The 16,990-nt window shown below is 41.4% G+C and carries 15 protein-coding genes; 13 read left to right on the top strand and 2 right to left on the bottom strand.

Annotated features, from left to right (window positions below; all coding sequences use genetic code 11):
* Positions 1 to 53 precede the first annotated feature (53 nt).
* Positions 54 to 1,922: an ABC-F family ATP-binding cassette domain-containing protein gene (locus Q5866_RS15475; RefSeq protein ID WP_303181172.1), complete on the bottom strand. Its 1,869-nt coding sequence runs from the start codon at positions 1,920 to 1,922 to the stop codon at positions 54 to 56.
* Between the two features lie 51 nt (positions 1,923 to 1,973).
* On the bottom strand, positions 1,974 to 2,690 hold the full coding sequence (locus tag Q5866_RS15480) for a DNA alkylation repair protein (RefSeq protein ID WP_186978525.1): 717 nt from the start codon (positions 2,688 to 2,690) through the stop codon (positions 1,974 to 1,976).
* 144 nt (positions 2,691 to 2,834) lie between these two features.
* On the opposite strand from Q5866_RS15480, the gene Q5866_RS15485 reads away from it, so the two are divergent.
* The 13 genes from Q5866_RS15485 to Q5866_RS15545 all read left to right on the top strand — a co-directional run.
* A complete protein-coding gene (locus Q5866_RS15485; RefSeq protein ID WP_186978526.1) occupies positions 2,835 to 3,605 on the top strand; it encodes a ParA family protein in 771 nt (256 codons plus the stop codon).
* 96 nt (positions 3,606 to 3,701) lie between these two features.
* Complete coding sequence (locus Q5866_RS15490) at positions 3,702 to 4,592, top strand: ParB/RepB/Spo0J family partition protein (protein WP_227217740.1); 891 nt, start codon at positions 3,702 to 3,704, stop codon at positions 4,590 to 4,592.
* 8 nt (positions 4,593 to 4,600) lie between these two features.
* Positions 4,601 to 5,314 carry a DUF5683 domain-containing protein gene (locus tag Q5866_RS15495; RefSeq protein WP_303181174.1) on the top strand — a complete coding sequence of 238 codons (714 nt, stop codon included), beginning with the start codon at positions 4,601 to 4,603 and terminating at the stop codon, positions 5,312 to 5,314.
* A gap of 10 nt (positions 5,315 to 5,324) precedes the next feature.
* Positions 5,325 to 6,905 (top strand): lytic transglycosylase domain-containing protein, encoded by a 1,581-nt coding sequence (locus tag Q5866_RS15500; protein ID WP_186978528.1) that lies wholly within the window; start codon positions 5,325 to 5,327, stop codon positions 6,903 to 6,905.
* Between the two features lie 22 nt (positions 6,906 to 6,927).
* On the top strand, positions 6,928 to 7,479 hold the full coding sequence (locus Q5866_RS15505; protein ID WP_303181176.1) for an RNA polymerase sigma factor: 552 nt from the start codon (positions 6,928 to 6,930) through the stop codon (positions 7,477 to 7,479).
* A gap of 107 nt (positions 7,480 to 7,586) precedes the next feature.
* Positions 7,587 to 7,805: a helix-turn-helix transcriptional regulator gene (locus Q5866_RS15510; RefSeq protein ID WP_303181178.1), complete on the top strand. Its 219-nt coding sequence runs from the start codon at positions 7,587 to 7,589 to the stop codon at positions 7,803 to 7,805.
* Positions 7,802 to 8,131, top strand: a complete 330-nt coding sequence (locus Q5866_RS15515; protein ID WP_303181179.1) for a HipA N-terminal domain-containing protein — start codon at positions 7,802 to 7,804, stop codon at positions 8,129 to 8,131. The genes Q5866_RS15510 and Q5866_RS15515 overlap by 4 nt, the downstream gene beginning before the upstream one ends.
* Before the next feature lie 2 nt (positions 8,132 to 8,133).
* Positions 8,134 to 9,078 (top strand): HipA domain-containing protein, encoded by a 945-nt coding sequence (locus Q5866_RS15520; protein WP_303181181.1) that lies wholly within the window; start codon positions 8,134 to 8,136, stop codon positions 9,076 to 9,078.
* Between the two features lie 112 nt (positions 9,079 to 9,190).
* Positions 9,191 to 10,360, top strand: a complete 1,170-nt coding sequence (locus Q5866_RS15525; protein ID WP_303181183.1) for a FecR family protein — start codon at positions 9,191 to 9,193, stop codon at positions 10,358 to 10,360.
* A gap of 105 nt (positions 10,361 to 10,465) precedes the next feature.
* Positions 10,466 to 14,041: a SusC/RagA family TonB-linked outer membrane protein gene (locus Q5866_RS15530; RefSeq protein ID WP_303181185.1), complete on the top strand. Its 3,576-nt coding sequence runs from the start codon at positions 10,466 to 10,468 to the stop codon at positions 14,039 to 14,041.
* Positions 14,042 to 14,063: 22 nt separating this feature from the next.
* The gene (locus Q5866_RS15535; protein ID WP_186978531.1) at positions 14,064 to 15,548 is read left to right on the top strand and encodes a RagB/SusD family nutrient uptake outer membrane protein; all 1,485 of its coding nucleotides are present in this window, start codon (positions 14,064 to 14,066) and stop codon (positions 15,546 to 15,548) included.
* A 12-nt stretch (positions 15,549 to 15,560) separates the two neighbouring features.
* Complete coding sequence (locus Q5866_RS15540) at positions 15,561 to 16,487, top strand: hypothetical protein (protein WP_186978532.1); 927 nt, start codon at positions 15,561 to 15,563, stop codon at positions 16,485 to 16,487.
* A gap of 44 nt (positions 16,488 to 16,531) precedes the next feature.
* Positions 16,532 to 16,990, top strand: a 459-nt coding sequence (locus Q5866_RS15545) for a hypothetical protein (RefSeq protein WP_303181187.1), incomplete at its 3' end; no start/stop codon positions are given.

Below are 16,990 nucleotides of genomic sequence, written 5' to 3' on the forward strand. Positions count from 1 at the left end.
AAAAGGCTGTTCATTTTATTTTGAACAGCCTTTTTTAGCTATTGGGAAAACATTTACGATTCAATTTCGCTCAATTCCAGCCAGCGCATTTCTTTTTCGTCAAGAATATCAATAATTTCGGCGATGCGTTGGGAGGATTTGACCAGTTCATTCGCACCTAACGTACCGGAATTTAAAGCATCTTCCAATTTGGATTTCTCGACGTTCAGGTTTTCCATATCGGTTTCCAGTTGTTGCATTTCTTGCCTTTCCTTGAAGGTCAGTTTACGTACTTTTTCTTTTTCCCGGACGGGCTTGGGGGCGGCGGGGATTTTCTTTTCGGCTTGTTTGCGAAGGAGTTCTTCTTCTTCTTTTTTGTTTTTATATTGGGTATAATTCCCGGGGAAGTCTTTCACGATACCGTCACCCTCGAAAGCGAATACCCGGTCAACCACTTTGTCGGTAAAGAATCGGTCGTGCGACACGATGATTAGGCAGCCTTGGAATGATTGCAAATATTCTTCCAACACGTTCAAGGTCATGATGTCGAGGTCGTTGGTAGGCTCGTCCAGAATCAAGAAGTTCGGGTTACTCATAAGCACGGTCAAAAGGTATAACCGCCTGCGTTCCCCCCCGCTGAGCTTGGCAACGAGTGAATATTGCAGTTTGTCCGGGAACAGGAAATATTCGAGGAATTGGGAGGCTGACATGACGCGTCCGTTGCCGAGGTCAATTTTCTCGGATATGTTTTTGACGATGTCAATAGGGCGATCGTCTTCTTTGAAGGTAATACCCGCTTGTTTGTAATACCCGTAGACCACGGTTTCCCCGATCTCGATGGTTCCGCTGTCCGGTTCTATCTGGCGGGTTATGATGTCGAGGAACGTGGATTTCCCGACGCCGTTTCTACCGATAATACCGATTTTTTCGCCCCGCACGAATTTGTACGTGAAATCTTTCAGTACGCTCAGGTTCCCGTAGCTTTTATTGACGTGTTCCAGTTCCAGAATTTTCTTGCCTAGCCGTTGCCCCTTGATGTCCAGTTCCAATTGTTGTTCGGAGATGTTCTGCGAGGCGACTTCTTTGATTTTATAGAAATTGTCGATTCTGTATTTTGCCTTGTGGCTTCTTGCTTGCGGCATACGGCGCATCCATTCCTGTTCGGTGCGCAGAAGGTTCTTGGCTTTGTCGATTGACGCGTTGCGGGCTTCAATGCGTTCTTCTCTTTTTTCGAGGTAGTACGAGTAGTTGCCGTCATACGAGAAGATACCGAAATCATCAATCTCGACAATTTTGTCACACACTCTATCCAGAAAATAACGGTCGTGCGTTACCATGAGAAGGGTGGCTTTGGTCTTATCCAGATAGTCTTCCAACCATTCAGTCATCTCCACGTCCAGATGGTTGGTAGGCTCGTCCAGAATCAAGAAGTCCGGGTTGCTTATCAGTACTTTTGCCAGACCGACTCTTTTCTTTTGTCCGCCGGAAAGTTCCTTGATGCGTTGGGTGTATTTGTCAACTTTTAATTCCGATAATATTTGTTTGATCTGGGAGTCATAATCCCATGCCTGTAAAGCATCCATTTGTGGAATTAATTCTTCCAGTGTTGTCGTGTCGTTATCTTTTACAGCTTGTTCGTATGCTTTGATCAGTTTTAGCGTGGGATTTTCCGTGTTGAAAACTTCCTCGAAAACATAATTCTCGGGATTTAATTCGGGATCTTGCTCCAAGAATCCGAGTGAAACATCATTTCTAAAAATAACCGTACCCGTGTCCGGGGTTTCCTGACCGAAGATGATGCGTAACAAGGTGGATTTACCCATACCGTTTTTAGCGATTAGGGCAACTTTTTGATTTTGGGCAATACTAAACGTTATATTTTCAAATAATAGATGTTCTCCGAAACGTTTACTCAGACTATCAACTTGTAAAAAACTAACCATGAATTAATTTTAGATTTAATGATTTTAGATTTAAGATTGAAAATGAGATTGTCATTTGTATTCCCCTAGGAGAAAGGCTTTGCGCTTGGGTTCTTCAAAACGTTCGATGGCGTAGCGCAACATGGTGCGGGGCATCCTCTTGTAGCGGGGAATAAGGTAATCCGTCAATAGTTGTTCGTTTTCCTTGCCTGTTTCCCGTAATATCCACCCGACCGCCTTGTGAATGAGATCGTGAGAATGGTGTTGGAGAATGTCGGCGATAGCCAGTGCGTCTTTGAATTCACCGTGTTTCACGAAGTGCATGCATGATATCATGGCAATGCGTTGTTTCCAGAGGTGGTCGGTGTGCGCCCAATCGTACAGGAGCTGTTTGTCTTTGTTGTGCAGCCAGTGTCCCAATATTTTGTAACAACTCAAATCAACGAGGTCCCAGTTGTTGATGGCATCGACTTGGCTTAAATAGAAGTCGACGCACGCTTTTCTAGATGCATCGTCTTTATGTTTCGCGTAATAATAAGTCAATATCAGGAGAGCCGCCAAACGATACTCGTGCACGGGGGATGCCAGTAGTTCCCGGAGTGTATCGTGATCTGTGTCCATGTACTTTTTCGCCACGATGCGGACGTTGGGCACGACAACCCCGATAAATTGATCGCCTTCCCCGTATTGCCCTTTTCCCGTTTTGAAGAAACGAGGCAGGAAAGCTGCTTTCTCTTCATCCCGGTATTTATTTATTTCATTTATAATTTCTTCCGTGGTATTTCTCATTTTCCCTCTTCGTCTTTAATTCTCGGGGTAAAGGTAATTAATGTTAGTAAAAAAGCGCCCGTTGTTATTAAAAAAATGACGAAAAAAGGGGTGTGTATTCTTTTTAATTGTATTTTTACCACATAATCGTAAAAAGTGAATTTTATGTCCAAAATAATAGCTATCGCGAATCAAAAAGGAGGGGTGGGAAAGACAACGACGTCTGTGAATCTGGCAGCTAGTTTGGCTGTCTTGGAGCAGAAAGTTTTGTTGGTAGATGCAGACCCTCAAGGAAACGCGACAACGGGTGTTGGGTATGATTTGAAAGAACTGAAGGCGACCATTTACGAGTGTCTGGTTGACGGGTTGGACCCGAAGGAAGCCGTTCTAAAAACAGATATCGAGAATTTATTTTTATTACCGTCAAATATTGATTTGGTCGGTGCCGAATTGGAGATGCTGAATTTCGACGAGAAAGAGAGCGTTATGGCGAAGATGCTTGCCGGGATAAAAGATCAGTATGATTATATATTAATAGACTGTTCTCCTTCTTTGGGATTGTTGACTGTCAATTCTTTAGCGGCGGCTAATTCCGTGATGATTCCGGTGCAATGTCAATATTTCGCGTTGGAAGGGTTGGGTAAATTGTTGAACACGATCAAGATTATCCAGAAACGTTTGAACACGGCTTTGGAAATCGAGGGATTCGTGCTGACCATGTATGACGGTCGCGTGCGCTTGTCCAATCAAGTGGTGGCAGAGGTAAGAAAGCATTTTGAAGATATGGTGTTCGAGACCTTGATTCAACAGAACGTGAAGCTTGCCGAGGCCCCGAGTTACGGGCAGCCTGTCATCCTGTACGATGCAGAATGCCGCGGGTCGGTAAATTACCTGAGTTTGGCAAACGAGTTACTGGAAAAGAATAAAAAAAACTAAGAGATTGATGATTTATGATTTGCGATTTATGATTGAAAATGCGAGATAATGAATGAATCTGAAATCATAAATCATAAATCTAAAATTATAAAGGTTATGGCGAAAAAGAGTGCATTAGGTAAGGGATTGGGTGCGTTGTTGCAGGATGCTGCCGAGGAGTCTAAGCCGAGGGGCGGTTCTTCTGCTTTACAGGAAGAGTTGAGACTGAGTGATATCCGTCCGAACCCGAACCAGCCGAGAACTATTTTTGATGAAGAGGCTTTACAGGAGCTTGCCGCTTCTATAAAGGCTATCGGCATCGTGCAACCGATCACCGTGAGAGAGGTCGAGGAAGGGAAATATGAAATTGTTGCCGGAGAACGTCGTTTCCGGGCTTCCAAATTAGCGGGGTTGGAAACTATTCCCGCGTATATCCGGAAAGTGGAAGAGGAGTCGATGTTGGAATTGGCGTTGATAGAGAATATCCAACGCGAGGACTTGAACGCTATCGAGATCGCTATTTCATACCAGCGTTTGATTGACGAGTGCAATTTGACTCAGGACGCTTTGAGCGAGCGCGTGGGTAAAAAGAGAACCACGATTTCCAATTATTTGCGTTTGTTGAGACTTCCTGCCCCGATACAGTTGGCTATTAAAGACCGGAAGATCAGTATGGGGCATGCCCGTGCCATTATTAATATCGAGGACCCGGAAACGCAAAATATGATTTTCGAGCAAATCCTGAAATATGATTTTTCTGTCCGGAAGGTGGAAGAGATTGTGCGGGAACTGATGCAACCGGAGGAAGCGAAAGAGAAAAAGGTTGAACGGAAGCGTGAACCGATAGGCGACTATATGGCGTTGCAATCCCATTTGGCACGTTATTTTGACACGAAAGTGGATTTGAAACGTAACGAGAAAGGGCGGGGGAAAATAGTTATATCTTTTAAGTCCGACAGCGAACTGGAACGTATCGTGGAGTTACTGGATAAGATGGATAAGAAATAGAATTTGTAGTGAGAAGGATTTTAAAGAACATAGTTTTGATCATCCCGGTTTTGCTGATTGGTACGGGAATAAAAGCGTCGGAGTATTATCGCGTGGAGTTTCCTGCAACTTCGCGAGATACGATTGTTCAGACGGATTCTTTATCATTCGAGGGAACGGAGATTTTAAAATCCTCGTTGAAGGAAGATAAGAAGCCACATTCTCCCAAGAAGGCAACCATTATGGCAATGATACTCCCGGGTTCGGCTCAGGTGTATAACGGTCAGTGGTGGAAAGTGCCAATCTTGTACGGGGGTATTGGAGCTACTGTTTACGGTTTGTCGTGGAACATGAAGTATTTTAAAAAGTACCGGAATGCTTTCGTGGATTATACGGATTACTTGAATGCTTTGGAGAAAGATCCTGAAACACCCTATCCGGCGAACGCCAGTTGGGATAAATTAATGAGGCCCGGTAGCACGGCAGAGGCATTTAATTCCAGTCAGCGGAAGCGTTTGCAGGAACAGTTGAAAACGAAGAAAGATAATTATAAACGAAATCGGGATTTGCTATATATCGTTTCGGGAGGTATATATTTGATTCAGATTATTGATGCGACGGTATTCGCGCATTTCTATGATTTCGAGGTAAATGATGATATATCTTTTAATGTCCGACCTTCTACCGGATTCTCGCCTGTCAGCGGGGGTACCGTGGGATTAACACTAACATTTAATTTTTAAAGGAAAAAACATGCGTTGTTTATTTTTGTGGGTATGTGCTATTTTATGTTGTAACACGGTATTTGGTGAAAGTGATCGCGATTCATTGAAAGTGCGTCTTGAACCGCCGTCACGATTGAAATTATCGGCTCCTGTTCTACTCGTGGATTCTATCCCGGGAGCGTTTATCGAACGATTGGATGATTTGTATGGTAAATGGTATGTGACGCGGTTGGAGGAAGGTAATTACGTGGATTCCGTTTACCTTATGGGGTACGAGAGCGGTCCGGCTGTTCCCGATTCGGTTTACTTGAACCGGTTGGATGCTTTGAATTCCGCGATTAAGTTGTCATATAATGATATCGTGCGTAATTATATAGAACTTTATACCGTAAGGCGTAGGGCTCAAGTGGGTGCTATGCTAGGTTTGAGTTCTTATTATTTTCCTATTTTCGAGGAAGTATTGGATCGGGAGGGGTTACCTCAAGAATTGAAATATTTGCCCGTGATCGAGAGTGCCTTGAACCCGAGGGCTTTTTCAAGGGCAGGGGCTTGCGGACTATGGCAATTCATGTACGGGACAGGAAAGATGTACAAGTTGGAAATCAATTCTTTTATTGACGAGCGTCGGGACCCGGTGAAGTCGACCGAGGCGGCTGTTTGTTTTTTGAAAGATTTGTACAAGATATACGAGGACTGGATTCTGGTAATTGCCGCTTACAATTGCGGACCGGGCAACGTGAATAAGGCTATCCGTCGTTCCGGTAGCAAGAAGAATTACTGGGATATTTATTTCCACTTGCCTAGGGAAACTCGCGGATACGTGCCGGCTTTTATAGCGGCGATGTACACGTTTAATTATCACAAGGAGCATAATATATTCCCTCTAGAGAACGAGTTGCCGACCATGTGTGACACGATAATGATTTCCGACGCCTTGCATTTTGAGCAAATGGCAAAGTTGATGGATGTTTCCGTGGAGCAGATTCGGGATTTAAATCCACAATACCGTTCGGATATTGTACCTGCCGGATTCGGGAAAAGTTATAGTTTGCGGATGCCTTATAATCACGTGGCGAATTTTATTGACAAACAGGATACGATTTTTGCTTATAACCGTAATTCTTATTTTAATGACAGTGACCGTACTGCCGACCCGAAGAGCCGTTTCAAGAAATACGCTCACGCTCATGCAGCCCCGAGTAATAAAGCCAAATTGATATACACGGTGAAAAGCGGGGATGTTATCGGGAAGATAGCCGAGAGATTCAACGTGAGGTTGTCTGATTTGAAGTATTGGAACGGGATGACAAAAGACCGTATTAATATAGGACAAAAATTGACGGTTTACGTGCCTAAAGATAAAGTGGCACATTATCAGTCAAAGGTTAATACCCGGTATGCGGGGGTTGCCGCCAACTCGGAAGTGGAAACCCAATCGTTGGCTGAAGGTGAGTTCTTTTATTACACGATTCGACGGGGAGATAATTTGTGGAGTATAGCTAAAAAATACCCGGGTGTTTCCAACCGGGATATCATGAAATGGAACGGGCTTTCCGAGAAGATGGTGAAGAACCTGAAACCGGGACAAAAATTAAAGATAAAGATATAATCGGACGAAAGTCTATAAAGTTGTGCTTGATGACTCACATATAAAACGAATCTCCAAGGGCGATCGTGTGGCATTTGGAGAGCTTCACGAGGGATTATATCAGCGGATGTTTTATTACGTGTACAAGATGTTGCACGATAAAGAACAGTCCGAAGATATCATTCAGGAGGCTTTTGTTTTGTATTGGAATAACCGGAATAACTTTTATAATTTGTTAGCGGTAAAGACCTATTTATACACGGTTATCAAAAACAAAATATTGGCGTTTCTGCGCGATACAACCAATCGGAAACGTATTCTTGAAAGTATCGAATGGGAGGAGAGCGTTACCGGGGATTATGTTTTAATTACTGCCGAAATCTGTGGACAGGTGCGACAAGCCGTTCGTGAACTTCCCGCTCAAACACGACGGGTTATCGAGTTAAGTATGCAGGATATGACTGTCGAAAAAATAGCCGAAGAGATGTGTGTTTCTCCTAATACGGTGAAGACTTTGAAAAAGGTTGGATACCAGACGTTGAGAGAGAGGTTGAAACATTTGAGGGCGTTGTTGCTTTTCTTGTCCGTGGGGTGAAATTATACCCGAAAGGGTATATGTATAATACAAAAGATGTGTTTTATACCCGAAAGGGTGTAAATTGAAAATATTGTGTTATATTTGTACCTTAAAGGGTATAAATTATGGAGCAAACGGTTTTGTCTAAATTTGTAAAGAATATGCGTAAACAGTATGAACTTACACAAGCTGAGTTATCGGAGAAATCGGGAGTAGGCTTACGTTTTGTTCGTGAATTAGAACAAGGTAAGCAGACTCTTAGATTGGATAAAGTAAACCAGATATTGAATTTATTTGGAAGTGAAGTGGGGGTTGTACCCATGGATAGAAATAATGAATTATGAAACAGGCTGTTGTGTTTTTACGTGGTATTAAAGCCGGTGTAATCACAGAGAATGAAAACGGTTATATATTCCAGTATGATGCCGATTTCTTGCGTTCAAGTAATGCGGAACCAATTAGTTTGACACTGCCTCTGAGAAGTGAACCTTTTCAAGATAAAGTACTTTTCCCTTTTTTCGACGGACTTATTCCCGAAGGTTGGTTGCTTAATATCGCCGAGAAAAACTGGAAGATTGATGCACGTGATCGAATGTCTTTATTATTAGCTTGTTGTAAAGATTGTATCGGTGCGGTTGGTGTAGAGCCGATAATTAATGACGAGGAATAACTATGGCAAGGTGTTTATATTGTTATAAGGAACTTACTGAGGGAGAACGAGATTTTCATCAGGGGTGTTCAAAAAAAATATTTGGTACACCTAAGGTTCCCGAGTTACCTTATACGCGAGAAGATTTGACAGAGCTTGCCAAGCAGGTGATACGTAGTCAAGTGACTTTAACGGGAGTGCAGGCTAAATTGTCTTTGGACATAAATAGAGGAGAGAAGAATGAGGCTGAGCGTTTTACCATTGTTGGTTTGTGGGGACGATATATATTAAAACCTCAAGCCAGTCGTTTTGCTTGTCTGCCGGAAATAGAGGATTTAACTATGCATTTGGCGGAATTGGCAAAAATAAAGGTTGTTCCTCACAGTCTTGTTCGTTTTGCCGATGGAGAATTGTGTTACATTACTCGCCGTATTGATCGAACAGATAAAGGGGAAAAATTGGGAATGGAGGATATGTGTCAACTGACAGAACGTCTTACTGAGCATAAATACAAAGGTTCGTACGAGCAGATAGCCAAAGCCATTCAGAAATATTCGTTTGTTCCTAAATTGGATATTGTTAATTTTTGGGAGCAAGTGGTGTTTTCTTGGGTTACCGGTAATGCTGATATGCATTTGAAAAATTTTTCTTTGTATAGTAAGCAAAAAGAGAGGTATATTCTTACTCCTGCATACGATATGCTTTCGACGGTTTTGGTTATGCCTGAAGATTTGGAGGAATTAGCGTTGACGTTAAACGGTAAGAAGCGTAAGATTGGGAAAACTGATTTTATAATTGCGATGCGGTCATCTGGAATGGAAGAAAAGGTGATTGGTAATATCTTTGATAAATTTCAAAAGATTCAACAAAAGTGGTTTGAATTTATTGATATATCATTCTTGTCAGAAGAGATGAAAAATGAATATAAAAAAATAATCAGCATAAAAATCTCATTATTAAAAAAATAAAGCATAGCGATTTCAAGTGATTGTAAGTTTGTTGAAAAAAATCACATTTCTATTCACCCGCTTTTCCGAGTTACGCAATTATAGGGTGTAGTTTACGGAAAAATGATATAGTATGAGTGATATAGAAAAAGAAATAAGTATTGCGAATGTCGTAGTGAAGAAGCTGTTGGGAGGCGGGATGTTGGACGAGGAAGAGGGAAGGCGGTTGCGGGAGTGGTTGGAGGAATCCGAGGAACACGAGGAATTGTTCAGACAAGTGTCGGGCGGGAAGAAGAACGAGGAATTTCAGGATATCGTGCGTTTGTCCGACCGGAAAGAACAATGGCGGCGTTTGGAGCGGCTTACGAGGGAGAGAAAATCTATCGGGAGGAGGACATGGTTGGCATATGCAGCGGGACTGGTCTTGTTACTGGGGCTTGGTTTGTGGTTCGGGTTGCAACGGGCGGGCAAGGACGAAACAGTTGTACGGATGGCTGTCATAGAGCCGGGAAAGACACAGGCATTGTTGATTCTGAACGATGGGCAGAAGATTGCCTTGCGAGATAGGGATACTTCGGTAGCCACATCTGGTACGAGTATTAATATCCGGACGGGACAAGTGGCGTACGAGATGAAGAAAGAGATGCAGGATTCTGTAGTGGAGTACAACACGATAGTGGTGCCTCGCGGAGGTATTTATTCGTTGGTATTGAGTGACGGGACGGAAGTATTTTTGAACTCCGATTCGGAGTTACGTTATCCTGTGAAATTTACAGGGAAAAATCGGATGGTCGATTTGAAGGGAGAGGCTTTTTTTGAAGTGACTCCCGACTCGTTGCACCCGTTTGTCGTGCAGGCGGGAGAGATGCGGACCCGTGTTCTTGGGACTTCGTTTAATATCATGGCTTATACCGATGAGCCTGCAATACAGACTACTTTGTTTACCGGGCGAGTAGAGGTGTCCGTGGAACAAACTTCATTGAAGGAAGTATTGGCACCGGGAATGCAAGCTAATTGGGAAGTGGGGGCTGATGATATTTCGGTGAAAAAGGTAAACATGGATATACAATCGCTTTGGCGGGATGGCATTATCATATTGGATGATGATGATTTGGAGAGTGTGATGCGTATGTTGGCACGTTGGTACAACGTGACTTACGAGTGGCGGGGCGACCGGAACGTGAAGCATACCTTTACCGGGAAAATCAATCGTAACGAGGATTTGGGAAGCGTGTTAAGTACATTGACATTGCTGGGAGGTCCCCGTTTCGAGATTAAAGGAACGACAGTGTATATATACTAAAAAATAACCGGTGGCATGTGGAAGATGCCCCGGTCATTCAACCTCTTGGAAAACCAAGAAATTATTAATTTAATGTTTTACAAATCTATGCAAAAAAATCGTGAAATGGAACATCCGAAGATGTTTTCTGCTTCGTGTAGGCGATTATTAATGGTCGGTATCGGTATACTGATTTGGATAATGCTTACCCCGCCCTTGGTATTTGGGCAGCAGAATGGTAAATTAATCTCTTTGAAATTGGACAAGGTGACTGTCCTTGATGCGATTAAGGAAATCAATCGTTTGAGTGGAAATTCGGTCAGTTACAAGCGGGAAGAGCTTGAAAAGGAAGCTCGGCAAGTATCCTTGGAGCTAAAGGACGTTCAGGCTATTAAAGCCGTGGAAGCCGTTTTGCAAGGAACTCGTTTGGTTGCTATTGCACAAGGGGAAATAATTTTAATTGTTCCGCGGAAAGATAATACGAGTGCCAAAAAGTCTGTTCGTGTGAAAGGTTTTGTGTACGATACAAAAAAGCAGCCTTTGTCGGGCGTGACAGTGAAGTTGGTAGGAACTTCTGTGGGGACAGCAACGGATGTTAACGGCCGATTCTCGTTAGAATTACTAGTAACAAAAGGGCAACTGGAATTTTCTTTTGTAGGGTTTCAAAATCAAATTATAAGTTTTTCAGAAGAAACGGCAAAGGATACTTTGCGGGTGATCATGCGGGAGGATGTAAAAACTATTGAAGAGGTTGTGGTGACGGGATACGCAACGATTGATCGCAGTCGTTACGTGGGGGCAGTAACGCAATTGCGGGCGGAAGAAATACAGGTAGCCGGAGAGTCCACAATTGACCAGATGTTGCAAGGATGGGTGCCGGGAATGTCAGTTATTAACAAGACTGGTAAAGTGGGAGGAACCCCGAAAATTCGTATCCGGGGGACTTCGACTTTATTGGGTAATCAAGAACCGCTTTGGGTAGTGGATGGCGTGATACAAGCGAATCCTCTTCCGCTTCCCGATGATGCAAGCCCTCTTTCATCAGAAATGGAGAGTTTGCAAGAAACCGTGGGTAATGCAATATCTTGGTTGAACCCTCATGATATTGAAACAATTACCGTGTTGAAAGATGCCTCTGCTACGGCTATTTACGGTACCCAAGCTGCTAATGGGGTAATTGTGATTACGACTAAAAAAGCAAAAGGTGAAGGTTTTAGTATTTCTTACAATGGTAGTATCAGTGTTGGGCAGAAACCATCGTATCGTATGTACGATATGATGAATTCACAGGAATATATGCAATTTTCCCAGGAGCTGTGGGAAGACAGGGAAAGTTATAGATTGGATGTTTTGCCAATTGCTTATGCTGGTCTAATCCAAAAATTGCAAGGAAAAGAAATCTCTCGAGAACAATTTGAACAGGAATTTCGCAAGATGGAAAATATGAATACGGATTGGTTTGATATTTTGTTTAAAAACAATTTTAGTCATAATCATAACGTGAGTATTTCTAGTAACGGGAAAAAATTATCGAGTCGTTTTTCCATGGGGGTGAATCGTACTTTAGGAGAAGCGAAGGGAAATAATATGTCGGGTTTCACTGTAAGTTCTAATACCACTTTTAGACAGGAGGATCGATTTAGTCTAGATTTTCAATTGAATGGTGGTTATCGCACGACGGAAAATTTTGCTTTTGGGGTTAGTCCTTATGATTATGCGATGAATACGACACGTGCTATACCTGTACGAGATGAAAATGGTGGATTGTATTATCATGAAAAATCAGGAAGTACAAGTTGGTCTATACTTGATAAATACGCATACAACTACAATATCATCAATGAAATGGATAATACTGGGACTGAAACAGATGGGATTAATTTGCAGGCTGCGTTAAATATTCGATTGAATTTGTTGAAAGATTTAGAATGGCAAGTTGGAGGTTCTTACTCGTTGGCTTCTAATAAAGTAAAGTCATGGGCGACGGAATATTCTTATTATATTGCCAATATTCGCGGTTATGAGGTTGGAGAAGTATTGCCCAATTCAGTTGAGCAGCATGCCAGTATCTTGCCGTTTGGGGGATTGTTGCGACAAGAACATGGGCAAAATAATAATTATTCTTTTAGGACAAGTCTTGTGTATGATAAAGTATTCGGGGTACAACATAAATTAATAGCGAACATTGGGTTTGAGGTTAATTCAACAAATATGGAGGGAAGTGCGAATATGCGATATGGTTACCTCTATTACCGGGGAGAAAAGTTTGCGACGGTGCCCAAAAGTGTTACAGCTGTAGATGGGTTGAGAGAGAATACTAATGATTTGCACGAGAATATGCGTGCCGGAAGTACCGTGACAACAACAACGTCCAACACCTTAAGTGAATATCTTACACTAGTGTATAGTTACCAGCAACGTTACGTTTTGAATTTTAATGCGCGGCTGGATGCCTCTAATCGATTTGGGCAGGATGAGAATAAGAAATTTAATCCAAGTTGGTCATTAGGAATGAAGTGGCGTATTGGTAATGAACCTTTTATGGCATGGGCTTCCTCGTGGTATGATATGTTTGATGTTTCGTTTTCTTATGGTTGGAGAGGTAATGCAGTTCAAGCTGTATCTCCCTATATGATAGCCTCAGACGGAGGTTTGGATTCCTATTTTCAACAGTACACGTTAAAATTGAAATCTTTACCTTATCCTAACTTGGGTTGGGAGAAAACGGAAGACTGGAATTTGGGTATTGATTTTTCATTTTTTCAAGGACGTGTGAGTGCGGGATTAAGTTTTTATAATAAGATAAGTCGCGTTTTAGCTTCACGCAATGTGGTTATAGAGAATGGGGTGGAGAATGCTTATGTAGATGGCACGAAAATGAAAAACAAAGGATATGAATTATACGTGAGCGTGACACCGGTTAAGACAAAAGATTTTTCATGGTCACTTTCCTTCAACACTAGTAAAGTGAAAAATTCTATTAGAGAAAATGAACGAGTAAATACGCGACTTGATTATATTCAAGGTAATGCTATCGTGGAAAATGAAAAATATCAAACATTTTATGCTTACGCATTCGAAGGGTTAGATGCTGAAAATGGACGTCCCTTGTTTAAGTATATGGATGTAGAGGATACGGAAAATGATTTGGACTATCTAGTTAAAGTGGGATGCCGAGAGCCGGATATCACAGGTGGAATTAGTACTTCTTTGCGCTACAGGAAGTGGTGTTTGCGGGCTAATTTCGCTATGTCATTCGGGGCAAAAACTTTTCTTCCAACTTTTTTTGCCGCCTCCGGTGCTCCGGCTCCAGAGCGAAATGCTCCTCGTTATCTATTCAAGCGTTGGCGTAAACCGGGAGACGAAAATATCACCAATATCCCATCAATTCCAGCGGGAAACCCGAACTCGATGAGTACGACTTTACCCACGGGAGAAAAATTGAATCCATATGATATGTATAATCAATCGGATTTACGAGTGGCGAAAACAGACTTTATTCGGTGTCGAATGATTTCTCTACATTACTATCTTCCTTCTGGTTGGTTGAAGAAAATAGGCATTAGGCAATCTTCTTTTTCTTTAAGTCTTTCTAATCCATTTTTTATTGCTTTTGATGAGAAATGGGATGGACGAGATCCGGAAACGGCGAATTGGCCTGCCCGTCGGACGGCATCTTGTTCTTTGAGTTTTAGTTTTTAATAATACTTGTAATAACGAAATTATGAGAAATAAAATAATTATTTTATTATTAATTGTTGCATGGCTAGGGACTGGAGCTTGCAGTAATTTTCTGAAAGAAGAATCTCAAAGCGAGGTAATTCCGAAAACAACGGCAGACTTCTCGGAACTCTTGTTAGGTACGGGATATCCAGATGTGAATTCACCAAGTTTTTCTTTTACCTCGCTAATGGATGATGATTGTGCACTATTCCTAACATACGTGGGAAGAGAGAGTGACCAATATGCGGGTAGTAATTCGGCAATTTTAAACTTCCCGTATTATTCGTGGCAACCTTATGCTTCGGATTATGATGGCTATGGAAATGAAATAAATGTTTCTCCAAGTTCTACTACATACGGGGCATTTTATGCGAAAATATTAGGTTGTAATGCGGTTCTTGATTATATTGATGATGCTGTCGGTCCAGATAACGAAAAGGAGCGGGTAAAGGCGGAAGCTTTAGCTGTACGTTCATTGCTTTATTTTCAACTGGTGAATATTTACGGGGAACCGTACAATCATAACAAGGAAGCTTTAGGAGTCCCGGTTCGCCTGACCGCAGACTTGACAGAAGAGCATTTGAAACGGGAAACCGTAGCTTATATTTATGAAGAAGTTATAGCGAAAGGCTTAGAAGAGGCTGCTCGATTGATGGATCCCCTTCCGGTTATTCGTAAAAATTATCGCGTAAATCAACCAGCGATTCACATTCTTCTTTCGCGGGTGTATCTTTACATGGAACGTTACGAGGAATGTATTGCGGAAGTGGATAAAGCGATTGAACAAGGAGCTATTTTATTGGATATGGTAAATGCGCTGGATTATATTGCCAGTGGTAACCTGTATTATCCCATCACGTATGATAATCCAGAAGTAGAATGGCTTTTTGGTCCATCTGCCGTTTCCAGTGCTTACGCTTATCAGCCTGGTACAGCTCCCGAATTCAGGGAATTATGGGATGAAATAAATGACCAACGTTTCTTAGCTAATAATTTCAAATCCCAAAAGGATTATAATGATATACCTACTAATAATGTGTTAATGACTAAACCATACGGGGGAAATAATTTCGGACAATCAATCCGTTTTGCGGAAGCTGTTTTGAATAGGATGGAAGCATACGCTTTGCTGGGAGATAATGAATCTGCTTTGGCAGAATTAAACAATTTCAGAAAAAAGCGTATTATCGGATACACGGACGAGAATTATGGCGAGAAAGAGCTTCTTGAACAAATTCGATTGGAACGTAGAAAGGAACTTTGTTTTGAAGGACATCGTTGGTTTGATTTACGCCGTCAAGGAATGCCGGAAATTAAACATTCGTATAAATTTGAAAAAGGAGGTACTCTTTACAATTTCGTGTTGAAAGCAAAAGATCCTCTCTATACGATTCCTTTGCCTAATAGTTTACTTCTGCAAAATTCTGGGCTTTTGCAAAATTCATCAAGAGAAAATGGAGATAGACAAGGAAATACTATAATATAAAAAGTAAAAATCATGAAAAAAACTATATATTTTATTTTAGGATTGATTTCGATGAATATTTTTTCTTGTAATGAAGACAAGGAAGTAGGAATTCCTATTGAAATTATAGAGGATTACAAGTTACCGCAGGGTAATGCATCGGTAGAAGCCAATGCCCGTATTCAAGAGATATATGAGACATATGATTCATACGTGCTTTATAACTATACACAAAAAGATGCGTTATGGAAACAAGCAGCGGGAACGGGTGCTGTTCAAAAATATGTTATTAGCATGGGAGACGTACAATACGTTGACGCCATGTTGAATTATATTGACGCCATTTGGTTGCAATTTTTTCCTCCTGAATTTTTGAAGAAAGGAGGATTACCTTATCGCGTGTTTTTAGCAGATTCTATTTATTTGGATCGCTCCACCCCTCAGATGACACGTCTTATACTCTACAATTACATGTTAAATGGTAATTCTGTTGCGATATCAGGAATGAATGCGAATTTGACTACCATGAATGCCGAGACTAAAAGGGCGAGAAAACTGGAATTGATAACTGCCATGTGGGATTATTATATCGCAGAAGGTATATTGGATATCCCTGAAGAATTTTACGATGGAACAGATTATAATACAGCTCCAGAATTACCTTTAACAGAAAAGACTCTGGATACATATAGAAAAAGAGGTTTTCTCCCTAGTCGTTATTATGGGGATAATTATGCGGAAGAATGGTACGTGTATCCTTCTTCTTGGAAGTATGCAGTAACAAATGATCTAAAATCCTTTTTGTATCATTTATTCTCCCGGAGTGATGAACAAATGGAAATCTATTTAAATAACTCCGAGTATAAATTAATTCAGAACAAATGGAATGTGTTAATTAATTATTATAAGGAGAAATACAATATAGATATCCGAAAGATAGGTAATACAACTTACGAGTAATAGCGAAATGAAAGAAAAAATTATGTAATTAAAATATGGATGTAATGAAAAGAATTGTTTGTATTTCAATTGTGTATTTACTGGTAATCGCAACTGCGTTCGGGCAACAAAAAGATTCCCGTTTGGAAGTCGAACCGCAAAAACCGGTAGCAGGTTGTGTGATAAACTTGGCGTATAATCCTAAAGGTGGTCCCTTGGAAGGGAAGCATGATATCGTGGGAATCGTTTATACGTATGATTGTTACAAGTGGACAATTGGTGATGTTGTATTAAAACGAGAGGGAGATATTTGGAAAGGTACGTACACGCTTCCTGAAAATTGTGGTTTTGTAGCTTTCAAGTTTCAATCTACTTTAACGATAAAACCGGATACAACAGATAATAATGATGATCAAGGTTTTTTCTATTCTGTTCGGAAGCATGCGGGAAACTTCATGCCGGGTACGCATTTAGCTTGGGGAATAACCCGTATGCCGTCGCTTGGTTTTGGTATACCGAGTTAT

Source organism: uncultured Butyricimonas sp. (assembly GCF_959596855.1).
Lineage (GTDB): Bacteria > Bacteroidota > Bacteroidia > Bacteroidales > Marinifilaceae > Butyricimonas > Butyricimonas muris.

Bases quoted from the DNA above. Each gene is read 5' to 3' on its own strand.
- Q5866_RS15475 (WP_303181172.1), bottom strand. From the start codon at position 1,922: ATGGTTAGTTTTTTACAAGTTGATAGTCTGAGTAAACGTTTCGGAGAA.
- Q5866_RS15480 (WP_186978525.1), bottom strand. From the start codon at position 2,690: ATGAGAAATACCACGGAAGAAATTATAAATGAAATAAATAAATACCGG.
- Q5866_RS15485 (WP_186978526.1), top strand. From the start codon at position 2,835: ATGTCCAAAATAATAGCTATCGCGAATCAAAAAGGAGGGGTGGGAAAG.
- Q5866_RS15490 (WP_227217740.1), top strand. From the start codon at position 3,702: ATGGCGAAAAAGAGTGCATTAGGTAAGGGATTGGGTGCGTTGTTGCAG.
- Q5866_RS15500 (WP_186978528.1), top strand. From the start codon at position 5,325: ATGCGTTGTTTATTTTTGTGGGTATGTGCTATTTTATGTTGTAACACG.
- Q5866_RS15510 (WP_303181178.1), top strand. From the start codon at position 7,587: ATGGAGCAAACGGTTTTGTCTAAATTTGTAAAGAATATGCGTAAACAG.
- Q5866_RS15515 (WP_303181179.1), top strand. From the start codon at position 7,802: ATGAAACAGGCTGTTGTGTTTTTACGTGGTATTAAAGCCGGTGTAATC.
- Q5866_RS15520 (WP_303181181.1), top strand. From the start codon at position 8,134: ATGGCAAGGTGTTTATATTGTTATAAGGAACTTACTGAGGGAGAACGA.
- Q5866_RS15525 (WP_303181183.1), top strand. From the start codon at position 9,191: ATGAGTGATATAGAAAAAGAAATAAGTATTGCGAATGTCGTAGTGAAG.
- Q5866_RS15530 (WP_303181185.1), top strand. From the start codon at position 10,466: ATGGAACATCCGAAGATGTTTTCTGCTTCGTGTAGGCGATTATTAATG.
- Q5866_RS15535 (WP_186978531.1), top strand. From the start codon at position 14,064: ATGAGAAATAAAATAATTATTTTATTATTAATTGTTGCATGGCTAGGG.
- Q5866_RS15540 (WP_186978532.1), top strand. From the start codon at position 15,561: ATGAAAAAAACTATATATTTTATTTTAGGATTGATTTCGATGAATATT.